A 20,846-nucleotide genomic window follows, 5' to 3' on the forward strand; every position below is an offset into this window, starting at 1 on the left:
AGGGGACGGGGGCGTCGGGCCATTAGCGGGCCATTAGGCCACCGGGACGAGCAGACCACCGGCCGGGCCATCGTCGTCACCCTCCGGCAGCTCCGCCTTGATCCGTGCGTCGAGCGCTTCGGCGATCCGATCGTCAGCGTGCCGAGTCGCGTGCTGGTAGATCAGCGCCGCACGGTCACTGTCCTGCCCCATCCGAGCCTTGAGGTCCGCCAGGCTCGCACCACTCTGCGCGGCAAGGGTGTTGCCCGTATGGCGCAGGTCATGGAAATGGACACCGGACAGGCCCATCTCGTCGAGCGCCCGGTACCAGTTCGCGGCACGGCGGAAACTGCTCCCGCGCAGGAACGCGCCCTTGGCCCCGAGGAACACGAAGGCATCCGAGGCGTCGTCGACGTAGGCATCCAGATGCTCGGCCAGCGCCGGAACGATCACAGCCGGAAAGCTCACGACCCGCTTACCCGCGCGGGACTTGGGCGGCCCCAGGATCATCTGCCCGCCGTCCAGCTCGATGAGCTGTTCCCGGACGCGAACGGTTCGCGCGGCAAGGTCGAGGTCCGATCGCCGCAGCGCGGTCACCTCGCCCCAGCGGAGGCTAGCGAAGGTGGCGAGGAGGACCAGCGCGCGGAATCGCCGGTCATGCTTGATGACCACCTGGCCCTCAGCCGCCAGGAGCCACAGCGCCCGCTCGGCCGCCGCCCGGCTGGAGTAGACCACGGGCGAGGTACATGCCTCTCCGTCCGGCTCGCGATAGCGGAGCTGGAAGCCGCCGGTCTTGAGTTTGCGCACGTTGCCGACCGGTTGACGGCCGAGCAGTTCGGCCAGCTCGAAGACCTCGACAGGACTCAACACCGGCCGCTCGGCCGTCTGCTCGTTGTCCGCCCCCCGAATCCGGCACGGGTTCCGGGGGAGCATCTTGTCCTCATCCACCGCCGTGGTCAGGATCGACCGCAGCAGCCGGTATGACTTGGCCGTCGTCGAGATCGACACACCGGCGCTCAACAGGTTCGCCCGCCAGGTGCGGACCATCTGAGGCGTGATCTTTCGGACCTCGACCTTGCCGAGGCTAGGAATGATGTGGCGCTCCAGGAGCCACGTGTACAGCTCGACCGTCTTGGGCCGTAGGTTCGGCCGCTCTCTGATCCACGTCGCGCCGTAGTCGCCGAGACGAACCCTCCCACGCTCAGGATCAGTCCATTCCCCCGTGATCATCTGAGCTTCGATCAGGGCAAGAGCCCGTTCCGCGTCGCCCTTCCTGGCGTAGGTCGTCTCCCCGGTGCGCAGACGCCCGTCAGGCCCCGGATAGCGGATCTGATAGCGGCCGGACTCTCGCATGCGGACGTTGCCGAAACGGCGGTGACCGCCCTTGTTCGCCATCAGGCAGCCCTCCGCACGTTCGATACGGACATCGGTTCGACGAGCCCGGCGGCGATGAACTCCCGCAGCGCCGATTCGGGGATGCGGACGAACCGGCCGACCTTGACGAAGCGGATGCGTCGTTCGGCGATCAACCGGCGGGGGAAGCGTTCAGACGTCTTGAGTAGTTCGGCGGCCTCGGCCACCGTCAGGAGCGGGTCATCAGCGAGGTTGGTCACGCGGCCTCCTGAGTTGCCGAAAGATCGAGGGTGGTCTTGGCGTGGTCGAGTTGGCGTCGCATCTCCACCCGTTCGGCGATGGAGGCGAGTAGTCGCTGTTCGACCGGTTTCACGTCCGGGTCATCGGGTGGGGCGAGTTCCCAGGCGTAGCGGCCGGGTTGGGCCGGGTGGCCGGTTGCCGAAACGCCGGCCTCGGCCAGCCGGGCGAGAACCCAGTTCTTGCGGTCGTTCTTGTGGTCGGTGAGGGTCTTGCCGGACCACTTGCGGGAGACGAGGACGCGGCGTCCGGCGTAGCCGAGGTATTCGCGGCGGTGTGCTTTGGCCTTGCAGTAGCCGGGCGTGAGCCCGTGGCGGGCGTTTTTGGGTTGGATGCCGTAGCGGAGCCAGTTCGCGCACGTCGGTGAGCACGGTTCGTATCGCAGCGCCTCCAGCATCCGATCAGCGTGATCAGCCTGAGCAGGCGTCTGGGCGTCGTGGCATTCGGCGATGTCCTTGACCAGGTACTTGGTCAGGTAGCCGATCAGCCGGGAGGACTCCGGCGTGCCCGCCATGACGCCTTGTGCGTCGATCTGGCGTCCGAATCGGCCGACGTGCAGTGGTTCGGCGTCGTCGTCATCGAGCGTCTTGAGCGCTTCGGTCCAGGTGGTGAGGGGTTGGTGGGTGTCCGGGTCGAGGTAGGCCCGAGTACGGGCGTCCCAGTACGGCAGGCGCTCCCCCGCGTAGATGACTCGGTCGGTCGAGGGCCACCACACCTGTGTGTAGGTGGCTGCGACGACTTGGCGGAGTTCGGCGCGGGAGATGGTGCCGCGGATTGCCATGTGCAGGTGTGGGGCGAGGCGGCGTTGTGGTTCGACGGCGGCGAAGTACTGCACGTCATAGCCGACGAACCGGCGCAGGTTCTGTACGAACCGGTCCACCAGCTTGGAGAAGTGCAACGCGTCTCGCGCCGCCCGCCGGTAGTCGTAGGTGGCTGGGTCGACCGGTGTCCCGTCGTTCTTCACGCGCCCGTAGGAGTCCAGCGTGAGCGTGAGGAACAGCGACGGCCGGAAGGTCTTGCCGTCCGGTGCGGTGTAGACCTTGCCGACCGTCCGGGCCGCGACCGGCCGCCGGGGAAGGTCAGGCACGTCCTGGCGGCGCTTGGTCGACCGCTTGGGCCGTTCGGGCTTGTCGGTGGGGAGTCGGCCGACGACGCCGGTCTGGGCGAGTTCGGCGTTGATCTCGGTCAGCAGCTCCCGCCACTCCGAGGCATCCTCATCGGCCGCCTCAACCCGTTCGGCCCAGGCTTGGACCTCGGCGCGCTTTTCCATCCAGAAGCGTTGTTCCTCGTCCGGGTCGGCCCGCTCGATCACCGGCTCACTCTCGAGATGCCAGCCCTCCCGGCACTGAGTAGCCCGAAGCTTCCGCTTCCGCTCCGCACACGGCGGGCACACCGAGGCCAGGGTGTGACCGCACGGCATGTTCACGATCGCCGTCTCACCCGTGACCAGGTCGGTCCGGCGCATGGCCACGGGGCGGATGCATACGCCGTGTTCGACGGCGACGGCCTTGACGACCTCACGGGCCAGGGGCGGACGGATCTTGTGCGGAGTCTCCGGCGTGGTCTGCTCGGTCACTTCGCCTCCCTGGTCTTGTCGGTGCCGGGGACCGCCGCCGGCCAACTCACTTTGTTCGCCCTTCGGGTCGCCTTCGGCGATTGGCAGGCCGCGATCCCCTTGCGTCGTGAGTGGTGGGGCATCAAGCGGTCTCCGCCGTCAGGTATTCGCCCATCGCGGCAATGTCGTCATCGGAGACGAAGGCCGCGCGGACCCGGACCGGGTCCGGGGAGTCCTCCAGCCGGACGTAGGCGACGCCCGCGCCGACCTGGGGAATGGGGGAGATGTGGTCGGCGAGTGCCCCGCGCTCGTATGCGCCGTCGCCGAGAACCATGTCGACCTGATCTGCCTCATCCAGCCGCAGCGCGATCCGGGTCGGGAACAGGTTGCGGATGTTGATGACGTCCTTGCGCGGGTCTTGCAGGGCGCCCACGACGCAGATCCCGACCGAGCGGCCTTGAGAGGTCAACGTGGCCAGCGCCGCATCGGCCCGCTTGCGCAGGTCACGGTCCGGGCAGTACGCGGTCAGGAAGGCCAACTCGTCGACCATGACGACGATGAACGGGTCAGCCGCGGTGGCCAGGAAGGTGCGGGTCACACCGCCGAACCGCGCGGCCCGCTTGTGCATCTCGGCCACGGCCGCCTCCAGCAGCGCGACCATGCCGCCCGTCGCGTCGTCGCTATAGCGGTTGAAGATGCCCCGCCCGAAAGCCAGCTCCATGCGCTTGGGGTCGATCCCCCAGACCTGGACCAGGCCCGCGCGCATGGCCGGGAGGAGCGCCCGGACCAGGCCCCACAGGATCGAGCCCTTCCCCGCCCCCGTCGCGCCCGCGATCAGCACGTGCGTGCCGAGGAGGCGCAGCAGCCACGGCGAGGCGTCCTCACGCTTGCCGACCGGCAACGCCGTCAAGTCGACATCACCCCCAGAAGCGGGCACCGGGAGCGCGGGCAGCGGCACCGCCAAGGCGTCACGGCGGACCAACTCCAGCCACACGAACCCCGGCTTGTCGGCCGTACGGACCCGGCACAGGGGGGCCCCGAAGCCATGGGCGAGGTTTTCGGCATGGTCCCGCCAGATCTGTGGAGCCTGCCCGGACAGCATCTTGACCAGGACCCGATCGGTGGTCGCGGTGACGCGGACACGCGTGATGGCGGGCAGGTATTCGCGGGCGTTGCGGTAGAACGCCAGCCCGGACATCACCATCACCGGTTGCCAGTGCCGCCGGTACACCAGCACGTGCCGGACGCGAGCGCGGACGGGGCGGGCGACCAGGCGCACGAACGAGGTCCGCCAGTACGCCGCCCAGCAGCCCAGCCCGAGCAGCACCAGGCCGAAGCCGAAGAGGGGCAGTTGCCAGCCGACCGCGTACACCAGCCAGGCGACCCCGCCGGCCACGATGGTGGCGAGGGGGTGGCGGGCGAGAAAGAGCACCAGGCGCACCAGCGCGCGGACGAGGTTGACGAGCAGGACCAGGCCCTGCGGCATATGCCAGACCGGCGGAGCCCACCGCGGCCCCTCGAACGGGTCGGCCGTCGCCGGAACCATCACGTTGTCCGACGGAGCGTCCTTGCGAAGGCCCATCACCGACCACCCCTCGCCGGGCGAACGGGACGGGAGAGACGTTCGGCCAGGCGCTTGGGGAACAGCACGGTCTGGCCCTTGCACGGTCCGCACTTGGTGGCGGTGGCGTCCTTGGGCAGCGGATTACGGCACACGACGCAGCGCGGCCTTTGGCGTGTTGACATGAACCGATCTCCATTCGGAGCAGCAACGAAGGGTGAGAGATCAAAGGGGGCGGCCGGAAGGGTGAGAGCTTCCAGCCGCCCCGCCTGATGTCACGCCGCAGCGTGACCGGATTGTTCGGCGTGGATGCGCTCGACTTCGGCCAGCAGCGCCGCCGACACGTCGGCCAACCGGCGGACCAGCGCGACATCTTGAGCGGTGACCGCGACGTTGGGGCGCGGGCCGATGTTCACGCTGACCCCGCCGTGATCGATCCCCAGGAACGGCCGGTCCTTGCCCGCGCCGTACAGGTCGATCCGGGCGGACTCGTCCAAGTAGAACGAGGTCGTGACGGACATCGCCTCACCGGGCCGACCGGTGATCGTCGTGAACGTGTAGCCGGAGTTCTCCATCAGGCTGCCGCCTTCCTGGTCGCGCCGTTCCGGTACATCCGCTCGACCTCGACCGCGTACGCCGCCGCGTGCTCCGCCAACGAGCGCGCGAACTCCACATGCGCCGCCGAGACCCGCTCGGGCAGGGTCAGGGAGACCAGCACCCCGCCCGTGGTGAAGGTGAAGACCGGTGTCCGGCGCGCGTAGGACCGGAACTCCGCGCGCGACCGGGAATCGACCGGCAGGGACAGCGCCGAGGCCCGCCCCGTCATCAGGCCGCCGCCGCCTTACCGGCCGCAGGAGCAGCGGTCTTGGCCGCGCCCTTCGGGTCGCGCATGGCCTTGGCCCGGAATGAGTACGCCAGCCGGTTGGTCTTGGAATCGACGTAGGGGGTGACGGTCAGGCCGTCGAACTCGACCGCCGCGAACGGGAAGCCCGCCGGCGGAGCGGGCGGGACGGGCTGGTGTTCGCCGAACAGCTTGACCTTGACCGAGCCCTTGGCGGTCGGGTCGGCGTCGATGATCTCGACCTGCCACACCCGCTCGCCGGTCTCCTTGTCCCGCGCCTGAACCGGGTTGTCCTTGGTGGACTTGTCGAAGTCCCGGACCGGCTCGACCTCGCCCCGGATGAACGCCCCGTGCGGGAAGACGAACCCGAAGTCAACGGGGATCGGACCCTGCAATGCCATCGAACTACCTTTCGCCGACTTCCCGACAACTCGTGTTATCGAGTGATTCGACGATAAGTCGCCCTCGTCAACTCGACAAGTCGAGTTTGGATCTTAGGTGAGTGATCTGGATCACATACCAGATTGGCGCTGGTCAGAGGGTGTATTCGTCCTCAAGCTCATGCAACTCGCCGGGTAGGACAAGCTCAACAACGAGCACGGGACGGCCGGTCACCTCGTACACCGCAGCGGTCACGCCGAGCACCGGAGCGGTCTTGCCGAGGCTGAGCGCTTCGGCTTCCTCGCCAGTCGGGCGGCGCGCGGTCAGCCGCTCGGTGACGCGGCCAAGCCGGACGTTCGCCGCCGACTGCAACCGCTGACGCACTCCCGCCGAGGAGGGGGTGTCCTGATCGAGGCCGGCCGCCTCAGCGATATGCGGCAGGACCCAGTAAGACACCAGCTCACACGGGGCGTCGTCCTGGAACGCCAAGTGCTGCCGCAGCAGCACCGGGAAGTTCTGCGGCACCTCCAGTAGCGCCGCGACCGACGCCGGAGCCGGACGCCGATCGAGCGTCAGCAGGGAACCAGACACGGGCTCGTCCAGGACCGCCCGCGTGGGGCGCTGGTGATCCTCGGCGCTGCCCGTAGACGCCTTAACGAACGACCCGCGCCCGTGCTCCCGCTCGATCTCGCCGCGCAGCTTGAGAGTGTCCAGCGCTTTGACGACGGTCGGCCGGGAGACGCCGAACTCCTGAATCAGCCGGGTCTCTGACGGAAGCATGGACCCCGGCGGATACGTGCCGTCCTTGATACGCCGCCGGATCGTCTGGACGATCTGGATGTACTTGGGCGGCGCGTAGTCCGTGTCTTCCATGACGACCTGCCATCAACTCGACTGGTCGACAGCCTAGCGGCCAGTCAACCGGCCGTCACGACTACCGGACAGGTCCAAACCGCCGCCGGATACGGCCAGGTCGCCGCCGACAAGATCGCTTTGGTCAACTCCTCGGGGTCCACGGCCTCGACCAGACGCCATCGCCCGGCCACCCACACCATCGCCCACCATGACCGCGTGGCCACGCCGAACCAGATCACCACACCGGGGAACCGGCGCGTCAGCACGGCCAGCGCATCGGCGGTCATGACCGGTCGCCGGGCCCCGCGTCACGAAGCCTCAGGTACTCGGCGATCTGCGCTGCCGCCCCCGCCGGGTCGTCCAATCCGTGACGGGCCTGGCCGTCGTACGGCCATACGAACGTCCCGCCCGACAGGTCGACCTCGATCCAAAGCTTCCGCTCGGCCAGCGCTCCCCGCGCTGACAGTGCCGGACGCGCGTCACTCAGCCCGACCTTGACCCCGAGCTTGGCCAGCTCGCGGCACAACTCGGTCAAAAGACCAACCTGCCGACCGTGATTCGACCCGTTCACCCTCGCTCCCTCCGGTTGGGCGCGGGGACCGGTGACGCAGGTGTGAGCGACGAGAAGCCATCCCGTCAGCGCCACCGGCCCCGCAGCTCATCAGGCCGCCGACAATTCGCGACCCGTGCCCGAGCAGCGCGAACACGGCTCCCGACCCGCCGACGCGCTCACCGATTCGCCCGCCCGCGAAACGATCAGACCGCGCCGAGGCGTCACGTACTTCCACCGCCGCCCCTCACAAGCCACGCAGCTCATGGGGGTTTCTTCGTCGTCGCCGCTCATGTCCCACAGACTCGCGAGCGCCGGAGGGTAAACCAATGGCCTCCGGTTATCCATCGGTTGGATAGGCTCCGAGCAGCAAGGGTTACGCGACGTGTTACGGAGCCTTGCGAGGGGATGGCGCCGAATGTCCGGATCAGCGTTCGAGCCGATCAAGCTGCCCGGTTCGGTATGGCGGCATGAGCAGACCAGAGCCCTCCTGCGTGCCCGCGACATCGGGGGCCTGTTCCATCTCGCGAAGAAGTACGCAGGCGCGAGTCAGAACCGCATTGCAGTGGCAACCGGAGTACCCCAGCCCAGGGTTAACGCGCTCATGAGGGGAACCGGCGGCCCAATCCTCCAGCTTGAGGTCTTCGAGCGCATCGCCGATGGACTGAACATGCCAGACGACGCCCGAATCTGTCTCGGGCTTGCGCCGGCCAGCACGAAAACCTCAGAAGTCTCCCAGCCACGGCCGCATCGAAGCGCGGACTCTCCGGAACAGCGTATCGACGACCTCATCGCCGAAATAACCGCCTCTGATACGCAAGGCGACGTCATCGAACAACTCGCGAGCGCAACGCATTCGCTGGCGGAATCACACACACGCATCCCCGCAAGCAGGATCATCGCCGAGGTTCTACGGCTTCACGGGCAGGCACGGGAGCTATCGGCGCGTCGACAGAGGTTGAGTCAGCAGCGCGAGCTATACCGAGTCGAATCACAGCTTCTCGCCCACGCGTGCCTGCTTCTCGGCGACCTTGGGCAGAACTTCACAGCCGACAAATACGGAGCGGCATCAGTCCTCTATGCCCAGGAAGCTGGCGCGAATGAGGCGGTGTCCTGGAGCGCACGCGCCAAGACGCTTAGATGGCAGGACAGGTATATCGAGTCCGCCGACATGGCAAGGCGCGGCTACGACTGCAGCCCTGCCGCCCCTATACGGGTGCAGCTTGCCAGTCAGGAGGCGAACGCCGCCGCGCTGATGGGTGACATCGCCAGAGCGCGGGAGGCGCTAAGAAGGTCCGAAGTGGACGCTGAGACGGTAGCGGCAGACTCCGGTCTCTCCGCATGGTCGTTCCCCGTGACCCGGCAGGCACTCTTCAACCAATCGGTTGCGATCAATGCGGACGATCCCGAAGCGGCGCTTCGAGCTGCCCAGATGGCCGATGAAGCATGGGCATCCGGAACGCCTCAGGTGCTCGCTACCTGGGCGCAGATCCGAACCGGTGCGGCCATCGCACATCTGATGAAGGGCTCGCTCGACGGAACGATCGAGGAGCTTAAGGCAGTGTTGACGCTTGCCCCGGAGTTTCGAGTATCCACGGTCACCGCCTTCCTCGAAAACCTAGAACGACGACTAGGCCATCCTGATTTCAGGAGCAGCAGAGACGCCATCGAACTGAGGCAGAAGATACGGACGTTCAACTCTGCCGCGCCAGTCCTATCGAATGAATCCTGAGGTGGCAGATGAGTCCGCTTCCGACGAAGTTCCATGATCGATGGCTGAACAGACATGAGGCGCAGCAAGGATGCGGGACGATCTACTGGCATGTCCTGATGAACGGCTACCCGGAAGTGAGTGACCTATCTCGACAGGTTCAACAAAGGATCTCGGGATTCCCTGGATTCCACATCACGCCGGACAAGTGGCTTCATGCGACGATCCTGGTCGCGGGTACAACCAGCGAGATATCCCGAGACCAGATGAGCGCGATGCTTCACCATGCATCCCGAACGTTGGAAGACGTCTCGCCGATACCGGTAACCCTTGGCAGGATTCTTTACCATCCTGAAGCGATCATGCTAGGGATTTCACCGGAGCGCGCACTTGATCCCATCCGGGAGGCCGTACAGGCAAGCACGTGCGAGGTGATCGGGACGACCGGCCAGACTCGCAACGCTTCGCGCAGGTGGACCCCGCACGTGACAGTGGCCTACAGCACTGCCGAGCAGGCGGCAGGGCCGATCATCTCGAAGCTCGGGAAGGACCTGCCTCCCCGTGCGATAAGCATTGCCGCCGTGAGTCTCGTCGTTCAGTGGGGCCCAGAACGGCTCTGGGACTGGGAACCCGTCGGTGCTATCCGGCTGAATGGCCAGGAGCGCTGAGAGGTGGCAGCCTGGCGTCCGTGATGTCACGACAGGCATGCTGCGGACTGCGCAACGCTCTGCGGTAGCGCGGAAGTTGCCGAATCTCGCTGTATTGGATCAAGGCGGCGGCGCAAGCGCCGCCGCAGGCCGCCCGCTCCGGCACGCCCTACGGGCGTGCGGCGTGGGCGCCGGTCCCTCCGGCCGTGCCGATCGGGCGGCCCTGGCGGACGAAGACCCAACCGCGGATTCTCTCCAGCGGCATCGGCTCCGGATCGTTCTCGCGGGATGGGCGCAGGGCCGCCGGCAGACTCGCATTCGCTCGCCCTACGGGTGGCCTACGGCCATCAGACGGCAGCCCCGCTCACCAGATCATGGGTCCTGTAGAAGATGCCTCCGGCGGGGGAGCTTCCGGCTCCGGGATGGGAGCCACGCCGGGCACTGGTTGGCCGGTGGTTGAGGTGGAAGCCTGGTCATCCCGTCCGCCGTCGTCCCAGGACGAGCCGAGCAGACCAGGCCCCACGGGTCGAGGTCGTTCGTCCGGTAGGGCGCTCCACCTCGACCCGTGGGGCCTGGCCCGCTCCCCGGAGGGTGGGACGACGGCAGACGGGATGACCAGGCGGATGGCTTACGGAAGGGCTGTGCATTGACAGATCTTGAGCGCGTCCTAGGGAAGGCCCTCGTGGAGATCATCGTCTCTATCGATCTGAGTGATGACGACGACATCGATCCGGACGTGGCAACAAGCCTTCTGGAACCGGTGGCCGCCGTCCTGCAAGGTACGTCCGCTGAGGGTCGACGTGCCCTCGTCGATCTGCTCATCGAGTGTGCAGAGGAGGAGACCGTGCCCGAGCGGAGAATGACCGTCCTGGACCTCCCCGGAGCCCTGGGCCTCATCTAATCGGGGGCTCTGTCCGCAGCCTCACGCCGGGCCATTAGCGGGCCATTAACCCCGGCGATCAAGGGTCAACAGCGGTCACTGGCGGACACATGCTCGCCCAGGTCAACGGCCATATGGGGCAAGATCGGCATGATTTGCAAGCAGGAAGTCCGGGGTTCGAATCCCCGTGGCTCCACCAGCCAAAACGCCCCCGCCCTGATCATGGGCGGGGGCGTCGTGCAATTAACGTGCATGAGGCCGGCCCTGGCGCAGGCCTTATCGGGAGGAGTCGCCTTGCGGAGCGGCCTGTTGCCGAGTTTTTGGCACGGCCTCGACATCAACCGCGGCTGATCAGATTCCAAGGCCTCGCAGGAAGTCTGTGATGGCGGATCGGATCCGGCCTTTCCAGGGATACGTCGTGGCCGGCTGCCCGCCGGCCCGGCTCCTGCGGCTTATGGTTGGCCCATCGGACTCCGGAGGTGCGAGCATGTCGCGCATAGGAAGCCCCGTCCGCGCGCTGATGCGACTCGACGATCGAGTCCTGGGAGCCCGGCTCTACTACCGGCCGCTGCCGCCGCTCCGCGTGGACATCGCCCGTACGGTCGCCGCTGCCACCCTCGTATCGCTGTTCGCCGCCCTCACCGGGAACCTGTTCTTCCTCGTTCTCCCGGCTCCCGCCATCGCCGCGGTCTGGTACCGGCGAGCCCGTCACAATCGCCGATCCGGCTGACCGAGAAGCACCTCCGGTGGGGCCCACAGGCTCCGGAATGCCCAGGCCGAGCAGAGCGGCACCATCGAGGCGCCGACACCGCCGGAAGCGGCGTACACAGGCTGCAGGACCTCCGCGCCGCGCTACCGACCGGTCACCACGGGGCGGTCTGAGGGAATTCCCCACTCGCTCCAGGACCCGTCGTACACGGCCAGCTCCCGGTACCCGGCCAGCCTGGCCGCCAATGCCAGGACGCAGGCGGTGACCCCCGAACCGCAGCTGAAGGTCAGCTTTTCGCGATCCTCAACGAGACCCTCGAAGATGCCTTTCAACTCGGCGGTGGGGCGCATCAGTCCCTCCCGCTGCACCTCGCCGAACGGCAGGTTGACCGCCCCAGGCATATGGCCGCCGCGCAGTCCCGGACGGGGCTCAGAGGCCGTACCGGAGAATCGGTCCCGAGAACGGGCGTCGAGGACCGTTGAGGATGGATCGATCAGGGCGGCCGCCACCTCGTCACCGCCGACGATCCACCCCGGTCGCGGGCGGGCTGTGAAGCTCCCAGAGTGCGGTGCGGGTGCAGGCCGCCCGCTTTCCACCGGCAGCCCGGCTGCTTCCCAGGCGGGCAGGCCACCGTCGAGTACGGCAACCCGGTCGAAGCCCATCGCCTGGAGCATCCACCAGGCTCGGGCGCTGGAGTAGATCCCTGCCGTGTCGTAGACGATCACCGTGCTGTCGTCGTCCAGTCCGAGGGAGCGCATCTCGTCGGTGAACTGGTCTGCCCCGGGCATCGCATGGGGCAGCGGATTGGAGTGGTCGGACAGTGCCCCGTCGATGTCGAAGGGCCGTGCACCCGGGATCCGCCGAGGGGCGCCGCGGTGCACTCCCACCGACGCATCAAGCACGACCAGGCCGGGCGCAGCCAACTGGCGCGCAAGCCAGTCGGCGGTAACGAGCGGGCCGAATGGTCCAGGGGCACTTCCTGTCAACGCCTCGTCGGCTCGTTCCACGCAACGCCCTCCTCGGGACCCGCCCAACCGCGGCCGCATCCTAGCCGGTACGCCTAACGAGCGAGCCGCGTGGCGCGTAAGGCGGTCAGGGATCAGCGACGGTCACCCACGGGTACATGGGCGCAAGGTTTCCTCCGGATCTGCCGAGTGGGCGGGCCGGGCCGGCCTTACCTATCGCATCCCGCGTCGTGGACATCGCCGCAGCGGCGAAGGAGACTGTGATCATGCTCTGGTACGTGTTAACGCTCGCAGGAATCGTCGTGCTGCTTCTGGCGGTCGCCGCCGTCTCCGACCTACGAGGTCGTCGCCGGGGAAAGAGTCCGAAGAGCGCAGGGCGCATATGGCGACCGATCCGCGAGACCCAACGCGATATTCATGCGTACCGCGCCTTCTCACGGACGGTCCGAGGACCGGGCACTGATTGGATGGACCACCGCCGTCGCAGATAGTGATACGGGACAGCCTCGCAGGGCGCAGGGCCGCCGGGGACGTTCGGCGTGCTGGTCAACGACAGCGAACTGCAGGGCGGCAACTACGGGATCGCCAAGGAGAACATCTCCGTCGACGGGCCTGACGACAGCGAGCTGCACTGGAGCAGAACCTTCGGTTGCACCGGCTCGAGCGGCACTCCCTCGTCCTGAACCCGCCGCACGTCCACCCGTCGTTCGCCACAACCCGGCGGGTGGACCTCCGGTCTCTTACTCGGGCCACCCGATCACCTGGTCGAGATGAAGATTCCGGAGAACGGCGTTGGCGAGTTTCGCGCCCGTGACGTCGGACAGTCCGTAGGGACGGATGCCTGTGTTGACGTATCCCAGCCGGGCTCCGGTGAGGTCGGCGTTCCGGAGATCGGCTTCGCGCAGATCACAGGCGGCGAAGTTCGCGCCTCTCAGCGACGCGCCTCGTAGATCAGCGCCTCGGAAGTCGCACATCTTGAACGAACAGCCGTCGAGAGTGGCGTGGCGGAGGTCGGTTCCGATGAAAGAGCAGCGATCGAACCTCAGGTGCTGCGTCCGTACCGACGACAGATCCCGGCCGTCGAAGACCCGCCGGTCCACGGCCGTACCGTAAGGCAGCTCTCCCAGCGATCGCCTCGGCTCGGAACGCACTGGTCGCGCCTACGGGCGTGGCTCGCGGGTGAGTCCTTCCGGCGGTCCCGATCGGGTGGTCGGCGGTGCAGCCTCGTTCCCCGGTGGCTGGGCGCCGCCGTACGTCCTCTGGCGAGAAAGCGGTCGCCGGCGCTCGAACGCCAGCAGCACCAATTCGGGTACTCCGCCCAGCCACCACCACCGTCGTGGAGTATCGGAACGCGCGCGTATCCAGTAGCCGACCGTCCAGGCGAGAAACAACACACCGTAGGAAACGGTCAGTGAGTAATCCGGCGGTACCTGAACACTGCCCATCGCTGCGACCAGCACCCCGACGATCACCCAGACGACGAGCGCCATGATGAAACGGACGATCACTGTCCGAGCTTTTCACACGTGTGCGTTTCCGACTGAATTCCGCTTCGTGACCGTACATTCCGGCCGACTCCGCGCCCGCTCCGGTTACCCCCAAGCCCTTGAAGGAACTCCGCGACGGCGGCTCGGACCGCCTCCGGTCTCTCCAAGTGCACGTCGTGACCGGCTCCCGGCACCGTGACCATGGTCGTGTTCGGCCGATCACGCGCGATCTCGCGCGCGGCGTCGGCGGAGAAGAAGCCGGACTCGGCGAGCACGACGAGGGTCGGACAGGACACCTGTCTCCACTCCGGCCAGAACGAACGCCGAGACAGCTCCACCACGGACCGGACCATGAGCTCGGGTTCGAAGCGCGGCCACCAACCGTCCTGCCGTTCCTCCAGGGCGGCCGCCCAACCCGAGCCCACCGGGCCGCCGCCGAAGAACTCGATCGCCGCATCCTGCGAGCCGAATGGCACGGGCCATGACGCGAGCCAACTCCTGATGGCGTTCGGGAGGTCGGCGTCGGGGTTTCCAGGACCGGCTTCGACCAGCACCAACGCCTGGACCAGGTCGGGGCGGGCGGCCGCCGCGAGCATGGCCGTGTGACCGCCCAGAGACTGCCCGATCAGGACGGCCTCTCCCAATTCCAGCTCGTCGATGATGGTGACGACGTCGGCGACGTAGGCCGCTCGGGACACATCGGCCGGACGCCGCTCACTCGCCCCGTGCGCACGCTGGTCGAAGGCCAGGACACGGTGTCGTTCCCGCAACCACCCGGCGGTCGTATCCCACTCACCAGAGTGACCGGCCAGCCCATGGAGCATTACGACCGGCGACCCGGACCCGCCGTAATCGCGGACCATCAGCCGGACGCCGTGCCTGACCACGCCGCGTTCCACCCGATCCATCCCAAGCCCTCCGTTGCGAATCGCCATCCGACCCATCGTCGGGATGGGTTTGCCGGCCCGTACGGCCGGGACCGTTCTCAGCGGCGCATCCAGAGGAAACCGATGTTGTCCTCCTCGTACTGCGGGATGTCGACGACGGCGAGTGCGCGGCCGGCCAGGTGCGGGGCCGGCGTACGGGTGATCGGTACGGGGCCGGAGGCCGACGGGTGAGGCGATCCACCCGTGCACGCCGCCAGGGCCGCCGCCGCTAACGCGGCTCGGACGATCATGACGCGATCGTATGTGGGGTCTCGTCCGATGTGCGTGCTTCGCCCGCGCCGATGCGCTCGCGCCGCGATCGCGTACGGCAGTGTCCTCGTAGATCAGGCGGGTTCTGAGGAGGTCTCCTCAGGCTGGAGTGCGGCGGTGTCCGGCTTGGCCGGCCCGGCGGGGACCAGCAGGAAGACCTTCGGGCTGAGGCGTTCCATGTCGCCGCCCCGTGCGCAGATGAGGCCGGCGGAGAAGTCGACGAGTTGTCTGGCTTCGTCGTCCGTCATCGCCGTGAGGTCCATGACGACCGGAACACCCTCGCGGAAGTAGTGCCCCACATGGAGCACCTCGTTGTAGTCGCGTGGCCGCAGCCTCTTCACGATGCCCGTCGTGGTGCCCGGCTCGGCTGGTGTCGAGGGAATCAGGAGGAAGACCTTGTGACTGAGGCGTTCCATGTCGCCGCCGCGCCCGTAGATGAGGCCGGCGGAGAAGTCGACGAGTTGTCTGGCCTCGTCGTCCGTCATCGCCGTGAGGTCCATCACGACCAGAACGCCCTTACGGAAGTAGTGCCCCACATACCGGACGTCGTTGTAGTCACGAGGCCGCACTGTCTCGACTATCACGGCCCCAGTCTTCCGCAGCGACCAGGAACATCAAGGCTCTCAGGCGTACGCGCGCGGTCGTGGCGGCAACGGCCGGTGCCATTTCGGGACGCCGAACCCGCGCGGACGGAAAGTGCCCCGTACGCGCAGGTCCGCGCGTACGGGGCACCGCTCCGGCAGGGCCGCTCGGCGGCTCGTGGCCGCGGTCAGCGGCTCGTGGCCTTGCCCTTGGTCCAGGTGGATTCGAGGTCTCCACCGCTCCGCGTCGTCGTCTCCTTGCGGACGGTGTTCTGCGCGGAAGCGGACGTGCCTGCCGCGAGTCGGACCGCGATCTTGTCCTCGATGTCCTTCGGGGCACCGCCCTGGTAGCCGTTGAACATGATCGAGAAGATCAGCGGCTGCCCGGTGTCGTCCTTCACGTAGCCGCTCAGCGCGGTCACGCCGGTGAGCGTGCCGGACTTCGCGTGGACGTTCCCGGCCGCGGGTGTTCCCTTCATCCGCGAGGCCAGGGTGCCGCCGACGAGCTGGTCGGGCTGGCCGGCGATGGGCAGCGCGTTGTACCAGGTCGAGAACCAGGGCTTCGCCTGTACGGCCTTGAGGATGACGCTCACCTGACGGGGCGTCGTCTGGTTCGTACGCGAGAGCCCCGAGCCGTCGGTCTGCTTCACCTTGGTGGTGTCGACGCCGAGCGTCTTCAGGTATCGGGACGTCGCGGCGATTCCCGCCGCGCGGGTGCCCTTGCCCGCGACCTTGTGGCCGATCGCCTTGGTCAAAATCTCGGCGATCTGGTTGTTGCTGAGCTTGAGGAAGGGCGTCGCCAGCTGGGACAGCGGCATCGACCGCCGGGTGGTGACCATCTTGGCGGTCTTGGGGGTCGCGGCCCGCTTTGTCGCCCCCACGACGGTGACTCCGTGGGCCTTGAGCGCGCTGCGGAAGACGTCGGCCGCGTACTGCGTCGGGTTCGGCGCGGTGGAGAGATGGTCCTCCTTCCCGCCGTTCGCCGGGTAGGACCCGGTGATGACGATCGTGTTGGTGCCGTTCGTACGGTCGACCGACACGGTCGAGCCCGTCCCCGCCTTCCCCGTCGTCGCCCGATTGTCGATCTTCACGACGCTCGTCGGAGGATTCAGCGTGACGTTGACGGGCTGCCCCTCCTGGCCCGGGGTGATGGTCACGCCGATCGATCCGGCGTCGAACACGTCGTCCGGTGAGACGTTCAGCGCCGAGATCCCGGCCGCGTAGGAGTAGGGCAGGTCCGACGGGTCCCATCCCGGCGGGGTGTACTGCCGGTCGAACCAGGTGTCGTCGGCGACCAGGTTGCCCTTGATCTTCTTGATGCCCTTGGCCGCGACCGCGGCGGCGAGCTTGTCGTAGTCGGCCGCGCGCAGGGTCGGGTCGCCCGTGCCCTTCAGGTACAGGTTCCCGCCGCGCGTGTAGACGTTCGTACGGAAGCGGTAGCCGGCACCGAGGATGCCGAAGGCCGCGGTGGACGTCTCGATCTTGTTGTTCGAGCCCGGGATCTTCTGCGCGTCGGAGTCACGGTCGTAGAGGACCGCGCCGGTCTTGGCGTTACGGACGATGACACCGATGCTCGCGCCCTTGAGGCGACTGTCCGTCAGGATGTTGTCGATGTCGGCCTTGAGGTCGCCGCTGGTGGCCGCCGTCGGCGTCACCGTGTTCGTATCCGTCTGCGCGAGGGCCACGGCCGCCGTCGCGACGACCGCACCGCCCGCCATTACGGCGATTGTCCCTTTCAAAGATCGACTCATGGCAACCGATGGTAACGATCACGACACGCCGTCTACGCGAGACTTGCGATATTCGCCCGTTATCCGCCCGCGGAATTCGGGGGCGACCATGCGTTGAAGCCGGTGGAAATCCCCGCTGACCTGGCAGAATTCGCCGCTTGCATGGCGCGGTTCATGAGGTGCTCGCGGGCATCCTGACAGTCGGCACCGACACTTCCGGACCCGCCCATCAGCGGGCCGGAAAATGTCGGCGGGGTCGGCCATGCTCTCTCGCGGGTTCCCCGAGAAGAGAGGCCTCCCCATGTCGATCCCTGTCTCCGGCCGGCGCGCAGGCGCGCGTACGGGACGGTCAGTGGACTCATCGGTCCCGTTCTGGGACGGGTCACCGGCCGTTGACCGGCCGTGCCGGGCACGTGTCGAAGGGCGCCGGCGATGACCGAGTGGGAGCGGCGGAGCGTGGTGCGGGTGGTCCCGCCCGCCCGGCCGCGGAAGCTGGCGAAGGTCCCGTTCGTGGAGCTGGCGGAGGGGCGGCTGCAGGGTGTCGTGTCCAGCGGATCGGACATCGCCCGGGTCTATGTGTCCTCGATCGCGGCGGGCACCCACGCGTACAGCTGCGGTACGAACAACAACCGGCCCTGCGGCGGGCTGTACGGCGCCCCGTGCAAGCACCTGCGGGCGCTCGTCAGCGAGGCGGTGCTGCAGTACGGCCTCGACCGCGTCGCCCGCTACCTGAGGGTGGACGTCGGTGAGGGCGAGGACCTGATCAGTCGCCTGGACGGGGGGCCGGAGCGCGCGCCGGCCGCGGGGGTGTTCAGCCGCTTCCTTCGTCACCTGGCCTATCTGGAGCTTCCGGACACGACGGAGCCGATCGCCGAGTTGCAGTGGTTCCCGGCCACGAGGGAGGTGGGCTGATGCTCGGGGTGCAGCTCGCGGCGCTCCTCGACGGCGCGGTGCCGGGGGTGGCGGAGACCCTCGATCTGGTGGCCGGATTCGACGACGCCCTGGTGTACGGCCTGGGCCGGCTGGACGAGGAACAGACGGGACGGCTCGCCGCGATGGCGGGCGCGCTGCGCGACACACCGCTCGGACCCGCGGTGGGCGAGGCGGTCGAGAAGATCACGGCGGGTTCGGTCGGGGACGAGCAGCTGGCCACACTCGCCGGCGCCCGTACCGCACTGCTCGGCGCGGTGCACGACGCACAGCTCGGCCGGTTCGACGCGGCGCTCGGCCGGGCCAGGGCCTCGTGGGAGGAGACCCCGGCCGCACCGGTGGACGGCCCACTCGGTGCGAGCCGGTCGTGGCTGCAGGAGCTGGCGATCACCGGCTGGCGGGGCGTCGACCACGACCTCGTCTCCTCATCCGACCAGGCCATCTCGGCACTGCTGGCCGAGCCGCGCCTGCGCGGGGCGGCGGTGCTGCTCGACGGGCTGGCCGCGGAGCTGCGGGCCTCGTGCCCGGTGGCGACGATGGACCGCGTGCCTGCCCGGCGCTGGGCCGATCTGTGGGCCCGCGCCCTGCTGCTCTCTCAGCCGGGGACGGGCGGCCCCGCGCGCGTCGGCGTGGTCTCGGGGAGGCTGCTGCCGCTCGGCGTCGACGTCCTTGAGCACGGTACGGCCGTGCAGGTCCAGGTCCATGGGGTGCTCGAGGCCGCCGACGGTTCCGCCGCCCGTCTCGTACGGGCGAGCGTGACGGCGGCCAAGGTCGACACGATCGTCGGACCGACGCTGTGGCGGCTGCTGGACGGACATCCCGTGCTGCTCAAGGCACTGGCCGAGCACCGGAGCGTGGACCTGGCGGAGTTGCCCGTCACGGCGGGCGGGGACCTGATCTGGCGGGACGACCAGGCGACCCTGGGGGAACCGGCGGATCCGTTCGCGACGGCCCGGCTCCGGCTCACCGACGCGCTCGCTCCGGCGGTCCCTCCCCTGGAGCGCCACCCGGTGCGGATCGCCGAGCCCGTTCTGCTCGAGGGGTACACGGTCGACGGCGACGCCCTGGCCCTGGACGGGCACACCCTCACGGTCGACCTGGAGCGGTTGCCGAGCTGCGGGCCGTTGACCCCGGAACTGGTGGCGGCCTCCTCGGCCTGCATCGGCCTGGTCCGGTGGGAGGCCGGCCGGTGGACGCTGCAGCCGCTCGCCGTGCGGGCGACGGTCAAGCGCAAGGCCGTGGAGGCGCACGGCGGCGACTGGGCGCTCGGCCCCACGGATCCGAAGGTCGTGAAGGCCGAGGCCAGGGCCGGTGACGCGGTGGCCGTGCTGCGCGAGCGGGCGGGGAGGTTGTTGCGGCGATGAGCGACCACACGCCGGATGAGAACCGGCGGCAGGTGCTCTACTGGCGGCTGCTGGCGCGGATGTTCGACCACGAGGAGCAGCCCGCGCTGGAGGCGGCGAGCGTGGCGATCGTCGAGGACATCGGGCTGCCGCCCGCGCTGCTCGATCCGTCGGTGTCGGTGGACAACCTGGTCCAGCGCTTCCCCGATCTGCAGGCGGAGCTGGACGGGCTGCTGACCGCCGGCGACGACGACCAGCGGGTGCGCCGCGCCGCGCTCGTCTCGAAGCTGCTGCTCAACGTGATGTCGACCGGGTCCGGCAGCGTGACGGCCACGCGGCTCGCCGACTGGCAGCGGGACGCCGGGTGGCTGAAGCGGGCGCTCGGCGCGGAGGGCGCGGCCGAGCTGGCAGGGGTGCTGTCGGGGCTGGAGGGCGACCTCGTGAGCCGGATGCGGCTGCGTGAGGTGCTGGCCGATCCGGCGCTGGCCCGGCAGCTCACGCCGAGCATGTCGCTGATCGAGCAGCTCTTGCGCGACAAGTCGAACCTGTCGGGCGTGGCGCTGGCCAACGCCAAGGCGCTGATCCGCCGCTACGTCGACGAGGTCGCCGAGGTGCTGCGCACCCAGGTCCAGCAGACCAGCGTCGGGGCGGTCGACCGGTCGGTGCCGCCGAAGCGGGTGTTCCGCAACCTCGACCTCGACCGCACGATCTGGAAGAACCTCACCAACTGGGACCCAGAGGAAGAACGGCTGTACGTCGACCGGCTGTTCTACCGGCAGACCGCCAAGCGCACGACGCCCGCCCGCCTGATCGTGGTGGTCGACCAGTCCGGGTCGATGGTCGACTCGATGGTGAACTGCACGATCCTGGCGTCGATCTTCGCCGGCCTGCCGAAGGTCGACGTCCACCTGATCGCGTACGACACCCGGGCCCTCGACCTGACGCCGTGGGTGCACGACCCGTTCGAGGTGCTGCTGCGGACGAAGCTCGGCGGCGGCAACGACGGGCCGGTCGCGATGGCCATGGCCCGTCCGAAGATCACCGACCCGCGCAACACGGTGATGGTGTGGATCTCCGACTTCTACGAGTTCGACCGCTCGCAGCCGCTGTTCGACGGGATTCAGGCGGTGTACCGGTCCGGGGTGAAGTTCATCCCGGTCGGGTCGGTGAACAGCTCGGGACACCAGAGCGTGAACCCCTGGTTCCGACAGCGTTTCAAGGATCTCGGCACGCCCGTGATCTCAGGCCACATCCGCAAGCTCGTCTTCGAGCTGAAGAACTTCCTGGACTAAGAG

Annotated in this window: 26 protein-coding genes; 8 read left to right on the forward strand and 18 right to left on the reverse strand. The window is 68.2% G+C overall.

Features of this window, described 5'->3' with window-relative positions:
* Positions 1–33: 33 nt before the first annotated feature.
* The 11 genes from ABD978_RS40220 to ABD978_RS40270 form a co-directional block, all read right to left on the reverse strand.
* Positions 34–1,374, reverse strand: a complete 1,341-nt coding sequence (locus ABD978_RS40220) for a tyrosine-type recombinase/integrase (protein WP_345366342.1) — start codon at positions 1,372–1,374, stop codon at positions 34–36.
* Entirely contained in the window at positions 1,374–1,592 is a 219-nt protein-coding gene (locus tag ABD978_RS40225) for a helix-turn-helix domain-containing protein (protein WP_345366344.1), read from the reverse strand. The genes ABD978_RS40220 and ABD978_RS40225 overlap by 1 nt, the downstream gene beginning before the upstream one ends.
* Positions 1,589–3,205 (reverse strand): replication initiator, encoded by a 1,617-nt coding sequence (locus tag ABD978_RS40230; RefSeq protein WP_345366346.1) that lies wholly within the window; start codon positions 3,203–3,205, stop codon positions 1,589–1,591. Before ABD978_RS40230 ends, ABD978_RS40225 begins: the two co-directional genes overlap by 4 nt.
* A 121-nt stretch (positions 3,206–3,326) precedes the next feature.
* Positions 3,327–4,766 (reverse strand): FtsK/SpoIIIE domain-containing protein, encoded by a 1,440-nt coding sequence (locus ABD978_RS40235; protein ID WP_345366348.1) that lies wholly within the window; start codon positions 4,764–4,766, stop codon positions 3,327–3,329.
* The gene (locus tag ABD978_RS40240; RefSeq protein ID WP_345366350.1) at positions 4,766–4,930 is read right to left on the reverse strand and encodes a hypothetical protein; all 165 of its coding nucleotides are present in this window, start codon (positions 4,928–4,930) and stop codon (positions 4,766–4,768) included. Before ABD978_RS40240 ends, ABD978_RS40235 begins: the two co-directional genes overlap by 1 nt.
* Before the next feature lie 90 nt (positions 4,931–5,020).
* Positions 5,021–5,320: a hypothetical protein gene (locus ABD978_RS40245; RefSeq protein WP_345366352.1), complete on the reverse strand. Its 300-nt coding sequence runs from the start codon at positions 5,318–5,320 to the stop codon at positions 5,021–5,023.
* The gene (locus ABD978_RS40250; protein ID WP_345366354.1) at positions 5,320–5,571 is read right to left on the reverse strand and encodes a hypothetical protein; all 252 of its coding nucleotides are present in this window, start codon (positions 5,569–5,571) and stop codon (positions 5,320–5,322) included. The genes ABD978_RS40245 and ABD978_RS40250 overlap by 1 nt, the downstream gene beginning before the upstream one ends.
* A complete protein-coding gene (locus tag ABD978_RS40255) occupies positions 5,571–5,987 on the reverse strand; it encodes a plasmid replication, integration and excision activator (protein WP_345366356.1) in 417 nt (138 codons plus the stop codon). Before ABD978_RS40255 ends, ABD978_RS40250 begins: the two co-directional genes overlap by 1 nt.
* 133 nt (positions 5,988–6,120) lie before the next feature.
* Positions 6,121–6,840, reverse strand: a complete 720-nt coding sequence (locus tag ABD978_RS40260) for a GntR family transcriptional regulator (protein ID WP_345366358.1) — start codon at positions 6,838–6,840, stop codon at positions 6,121–6,123.
* A 44-nt stretch (positions 6,841–6,884) separates the two neighbouring features.
* On the reverse strand, positions 6,885–7,109 hold the full coding sequence (locus tag ABD978_RS40265; protein ID WP_345366360.1) for a hypothetical protein: 225 nt from the start codon (positions 7,107–7,109) through the stop codon (positions 6,885–6,887).
* Complete coding sequence (locus ABD978_RS40270; RefSeq protein WP_345366362.1) at positions 7,106–7,357, reverse strand: hypothetical protein; 252 nt, start codon at positions 7,355–7,357, stop codon at positions 7,106–7,108. Before ABD978_RS40270 ends, ABD978_RS40265 begins: the two co-directional genes overlap by 4 nt.
* 433 nt (positions 7,358–7,790) lie before the next feature.
* On the opposite strand from ABD978_RS40270, the gene ABD978_RS40275 reads away from it, so the two are divergent.
* The 4 genes from ABD978_RS40275 to ABD978_RS40290 all read left to right on the forward strand — a co-directional run bounded on the left by ABD978_RS40275 (position 7,791) and on the right by ABD978_RS40290 (position 11,340).
* Entirely contained in the window at positions 7,791–9,104 is a 1,314-nt protein-coding gene (locus ABD978_RS40275) for a hypothetical protein (RefSeq protein WP_345366364.1), read from the forward strand.
* Between the two features lie 8 nt (positions 9,105–9,112).
* Positions 9,113–9,751: a 2'-5' RNA ligase family protein gene (locus ABD978_RS40280; protein WP_345366366.1), complete on the forward strand. Its 639-nt coding sequence runs from the start codon at positions 9,113–9,115 to the stop codon at positions 9,749–9,751.
* Between the two features lie 661 nt (positions 9,752–10,412).
* Positions 10,413–10,631: a hypothetical protein gene (locus ABD978_RS40285; RefSeq protein ID WP_345366368.1), complete on the forward strand. Its 219-nt coding sequence runs from the start codon at positions 10,413–10,415 to the stop codon at positions 10,629–10,631.
* A gap of 466 nt (positions 10,632–11,097) precedes the next feature.
* Positions 11,098–11,340, forward strand: a complete 243-nt coding sequence (locus ABD978_RS40290) for a hypothetical protein (RefSeq protein ID WP_345366370.1) — start codon at positions 11,098–11,100, stop codon at positions 11,338–11,340.
* Positions 11,341–11,462: 122 nt separating this feature from the next.
* On the opposite strand, the gene ABD978_RS40295 is transcribed toward ABD978_RS40290, so the two are convergent.
* On the reverse strand, positions 11,463–12,326 hold the full coding sequence (locus ABD978_RS40295; protein ID WP_345366372.1) for a sulfurtransferase: 864 nt from the start codon (positions 12,324–12,326) through the stop codon (positions 11,463–11,465).
* 497 nt (positions 12,327–12,823) lie between these two features.
* Between ABD978_RS40295 and ABD978_RS40300 the strand changes: the two genes are divergently transcribed.
* A complete protein-coding gene (locus ABD978_RS40300; RefSeq protein ID WP_345366374.1) occupies positions 12,824–12,967 on the forward strand; it encodes a hypothetical protein in 144 nt (47 codons plus the stop codon).
* Positions 12,968–13,024: 57 nt separating this feature from the next.
* On the opposite strand, the gene ABD978_RS40305 is transcribed toward ABD978_RS40300, so the two are convergent.
* The 6 genes from ABD978_RS40305 to dacB form a co-directional block, all read right to left on the reverse strand.
* A complete protein-coding gene (locus ABD978_RS40305) occupies positions 13,025–13,384 on the reverse strand; it encodes a pentapeptide repeat-containing protein (RefSeq protein ID WP_345366376.1) in 360 nt (119 codons plus the stop codon).
* Positions 13,385–13,444: 60 nt separating this feature from the next.
* Positions 13,445–13,792 carry a hypothetical protein gene (locus ABD978_RS40310; protein ID WP_345366378.1) on the reverse strand — a complete coding sequence of 116 codons (348 nt, stop codon included), beginning with the start codon at positions 13,790–13,792 and terminating at the stop codon, positions 13,445–13,447.
* The gene (locus ABD978_RS40315) at positions 13,789–14,679 is read right to left on the reverse strand and encodes an alpha/beta fold hydrolase (RefSeq protein WP_345366380.1); all 891 of its coding nucleotides are present in this window, start codon (positions 14,677–14,679) and stop codon (positions 13,789–13,791) included. The genes ABD978_RS40310 and ABD978_RS40315 overlap by 4 nt, the downstream gene beginning before the upstream one ends.
* Before the next feature lie 77 nt (positions 14,680–14,756).
* On the reverse strand, positions 14,757–14,948 hold the full coding sequence (locus ABD978_RS40320; RefSeq protein ID WP_345366382.1) for a hypothetical protein: 192 nt from the start codon (positions 14,946–14,948) through the stop codon (positions 14,757–14,759).
* Between the two features lie 93 nt (positions 14,949–15,041).
* Positions 15,042–15,536 (reverse strand): cell division protein SepF, encoded by a 495-nt coding sequence (locus ABD978_RS40325; protein ID WP_345366384.1) that lies wholly within the window; start codon positions 15,534–15,536, stop codon positions 15,042–15,044.
* A 200-nt stretch (positions 15,537–15,736) separates the two neighbouring features.
* Positions 15,737–17,266, reverse strand: a complete 1,530-nt coding sequence (gene dacB, locus ABD978_RS40330; protein WP_345366386.1) for a D-alanyl-D-alanine carboxypeptidase/D-alanyl-D-alanine endopeptidase — start codon at positions 17,264–17,266, stop codon at positions 15,737–15,739.
* 444 nt (positions 17,267–17,710) lie between these two features.
* Between dacB and ABD978_RS40335 the strand changes: the two genes are divergently transcribed.
* From ABD978_RS40335 to ABD978_RS40345, 3 genes are read left to right on the forward strand one after another with little or no spacing between them, the layout of a single operon-like run.
* Positions 17,711–18,190, forward strand: a complete 480-nt coding sequence (locus ABD978_RS40335; protein ID WP_345366389.1) for a hypothetical protein — start codon at positions 17,711–17,713, stop codon at positions 18,188–18,190.
* The gene (locus ABD978_RS40340; protein ID WP_345366391.1) at positions 18,190–19,572 is read left to right on the forward strand and encodes a hypothetical protein; all 1,383 of its coding nucleotides are present in this window, start codon (positions 18,190–18,192) and stop codon (positions 19,570–19,572) included. Before ABD978_RS40335 ends, ABD978_RS40340 begins: the two co-directional genes overlap by 1 nt.
* Positions 19,569–20,843 carry a vWA domain-containing protein gene (locus ABD978_RS40345; RefSeq protein ID WP_345366393.1) on the forward strand — a complete coding sequence of 425 codons (1,275 nt, stop codon included), beginning with the start codon at positions 19,569–19,571 and terminating at the stop codon, positions 20,841–20,843. The genes ABD978_RS40340 and ABD978_RS40345 overlap by 4 nt, the downstream gene beginning before the upstream one ends.
* The last annotated feature ends 3 nt before the right edge of the window (positions 20,844–20,846 follow it).

The organism is Actinoallomurus liliacearum (assembly GCF_039542035.1).
Taxonomy (GTDB): domain Bacteria; phylum Actinomycetota; class Actinomycetes; order Streptosporangiales; family Streptosporangiaceae; genus Actinoallomurus; species Actinoallomurus liliacearum.

Excerpts from the sequence above, each read along its gene's own strand:
- ABD978_RS40220 (WP_345366342.1), bottom strand. The coding sequence starts at position 1,374 with ATGGCGAACAAGGGCGGTCACCGCCGTTTCGGCAACGTCCGCATGCGA.
- ABD978_RS40315 (WP_345366380.1), bottom strand. The coding sequence starts at position 14,679 with ATGGATCGGGTGGAACGCGGCGTGGTCAGGCACGGCGTCCGGCTGATG.
- ABD978_RS40275 (WP_345366364.1), top strand. The coding sequence starts at position 7,791 with ATGTCCGGATCAGCGTTCGAGCCGATCAAGCTGCCCGGTTCGGTATGG.
- ABD978_RS40260 (WP_345366358.1), bottom strand. The coding sequence starts at position 6,840 with ATGGAAGACACGGACTACGCGCCGCCCAAGTACATCCAGATCGTCCAG.
- ABD978_RS40240 (WP_345366350.1), bottom strand. The coding sequence starts at position 4,930 with ATGTCAACACGCCAAAGGCCGCGCTGCGTCGTGTGCCGTAATCCGCTG.
- ABD978_RS40340 (WP_345366391.1), top strand. The coding sequence starts at position 18,190 with ATGCTCGGGGTGCAGCTCGCGGCGCTCCTCGACGGCGCGGTGCCGGGG.
- ABD978_RS40335 (WP_345366389.1), top strand. The coding sequence starts at position 17,711 with ATGACCGAGTGGGAGCGGCGGAGCGTGGTGCGGGTGGTCCCGCCCGCC.
- dacB (WP_345366386.1), bottom strand. The coding sequence starts at position 17,266 with ATGGCGGGCGGTGCGGTCGTCGCGACGGCGGCCGTGGCCCTCGCGCAG.
- ABD978_RS40345 (WP_345366393.1), top strand. The coding sequence starts at position 19,569 with ATGAGCGACCACACGCCGGATGAGAACCGGCGGCAGGTGCTCTACTGG.
- ABD978_RS40290 (WP_345366370.1), top strand. The coding sequence starts at position 11,098 with ATGTCGCGCATAGGAAGCCCCGTCCGCGCGCTGATGCGACTCGACGAT.
- ABD978_RS40255 (WP_345366356.1), bottom strand. The coding sequence starts at position 5,987 with ATGGCATTGCAGGGTCCGATCCCCGTTGACTTCGGGTTCGTCTTCCCG.
- ABD978_RS40235 (WP_345366348.1), bottom strand. The coding sequence starts at position 4,766 with ATGGGCCTTCGCAAGGACGCTCCGTCGGACAACGTGATGGTTCCGGCG.
- ABD978_RS40245 (WP_345366352.1), bottom strand. The coding sequence starts at position 5,320 with ATGGAGAACTCCGGCTACACGTTCACGACGATCACCGGTCGGCCCGGT.
- ABD978_RS40320 (WP_345366382.1), bottom strand. The coding sequence starts at position 14,948 with ATGATCGTCCGAGCCGCGTTAGCGGCGGCGGCCCTGGCGGCGTGCACG.
- ABD978_RS40250 (WP_345366354.1), bottom strand. The coding sequence starts at position 5,571 with ATGACGGGGCGGGCCTCGGCGCTGTCCCTGCCGGTCGATTCCCGGTCG.
- ABD978_RS40280 (WP_345366366.1), top strand. The coding sequence starts at position 9,113 with ATGAGTCCGCTTCCGACGAAGTTCCATGATCGATGGCTGAACAGACAT.
- ABD978_RS40265 (WP_345366360.1), bottom strand. The coding sequence starts at position 7,109 with ATGACCGCCGATGCGCTGGCCGTGCTGACGCGCCGGTTCCCCGGTGTG.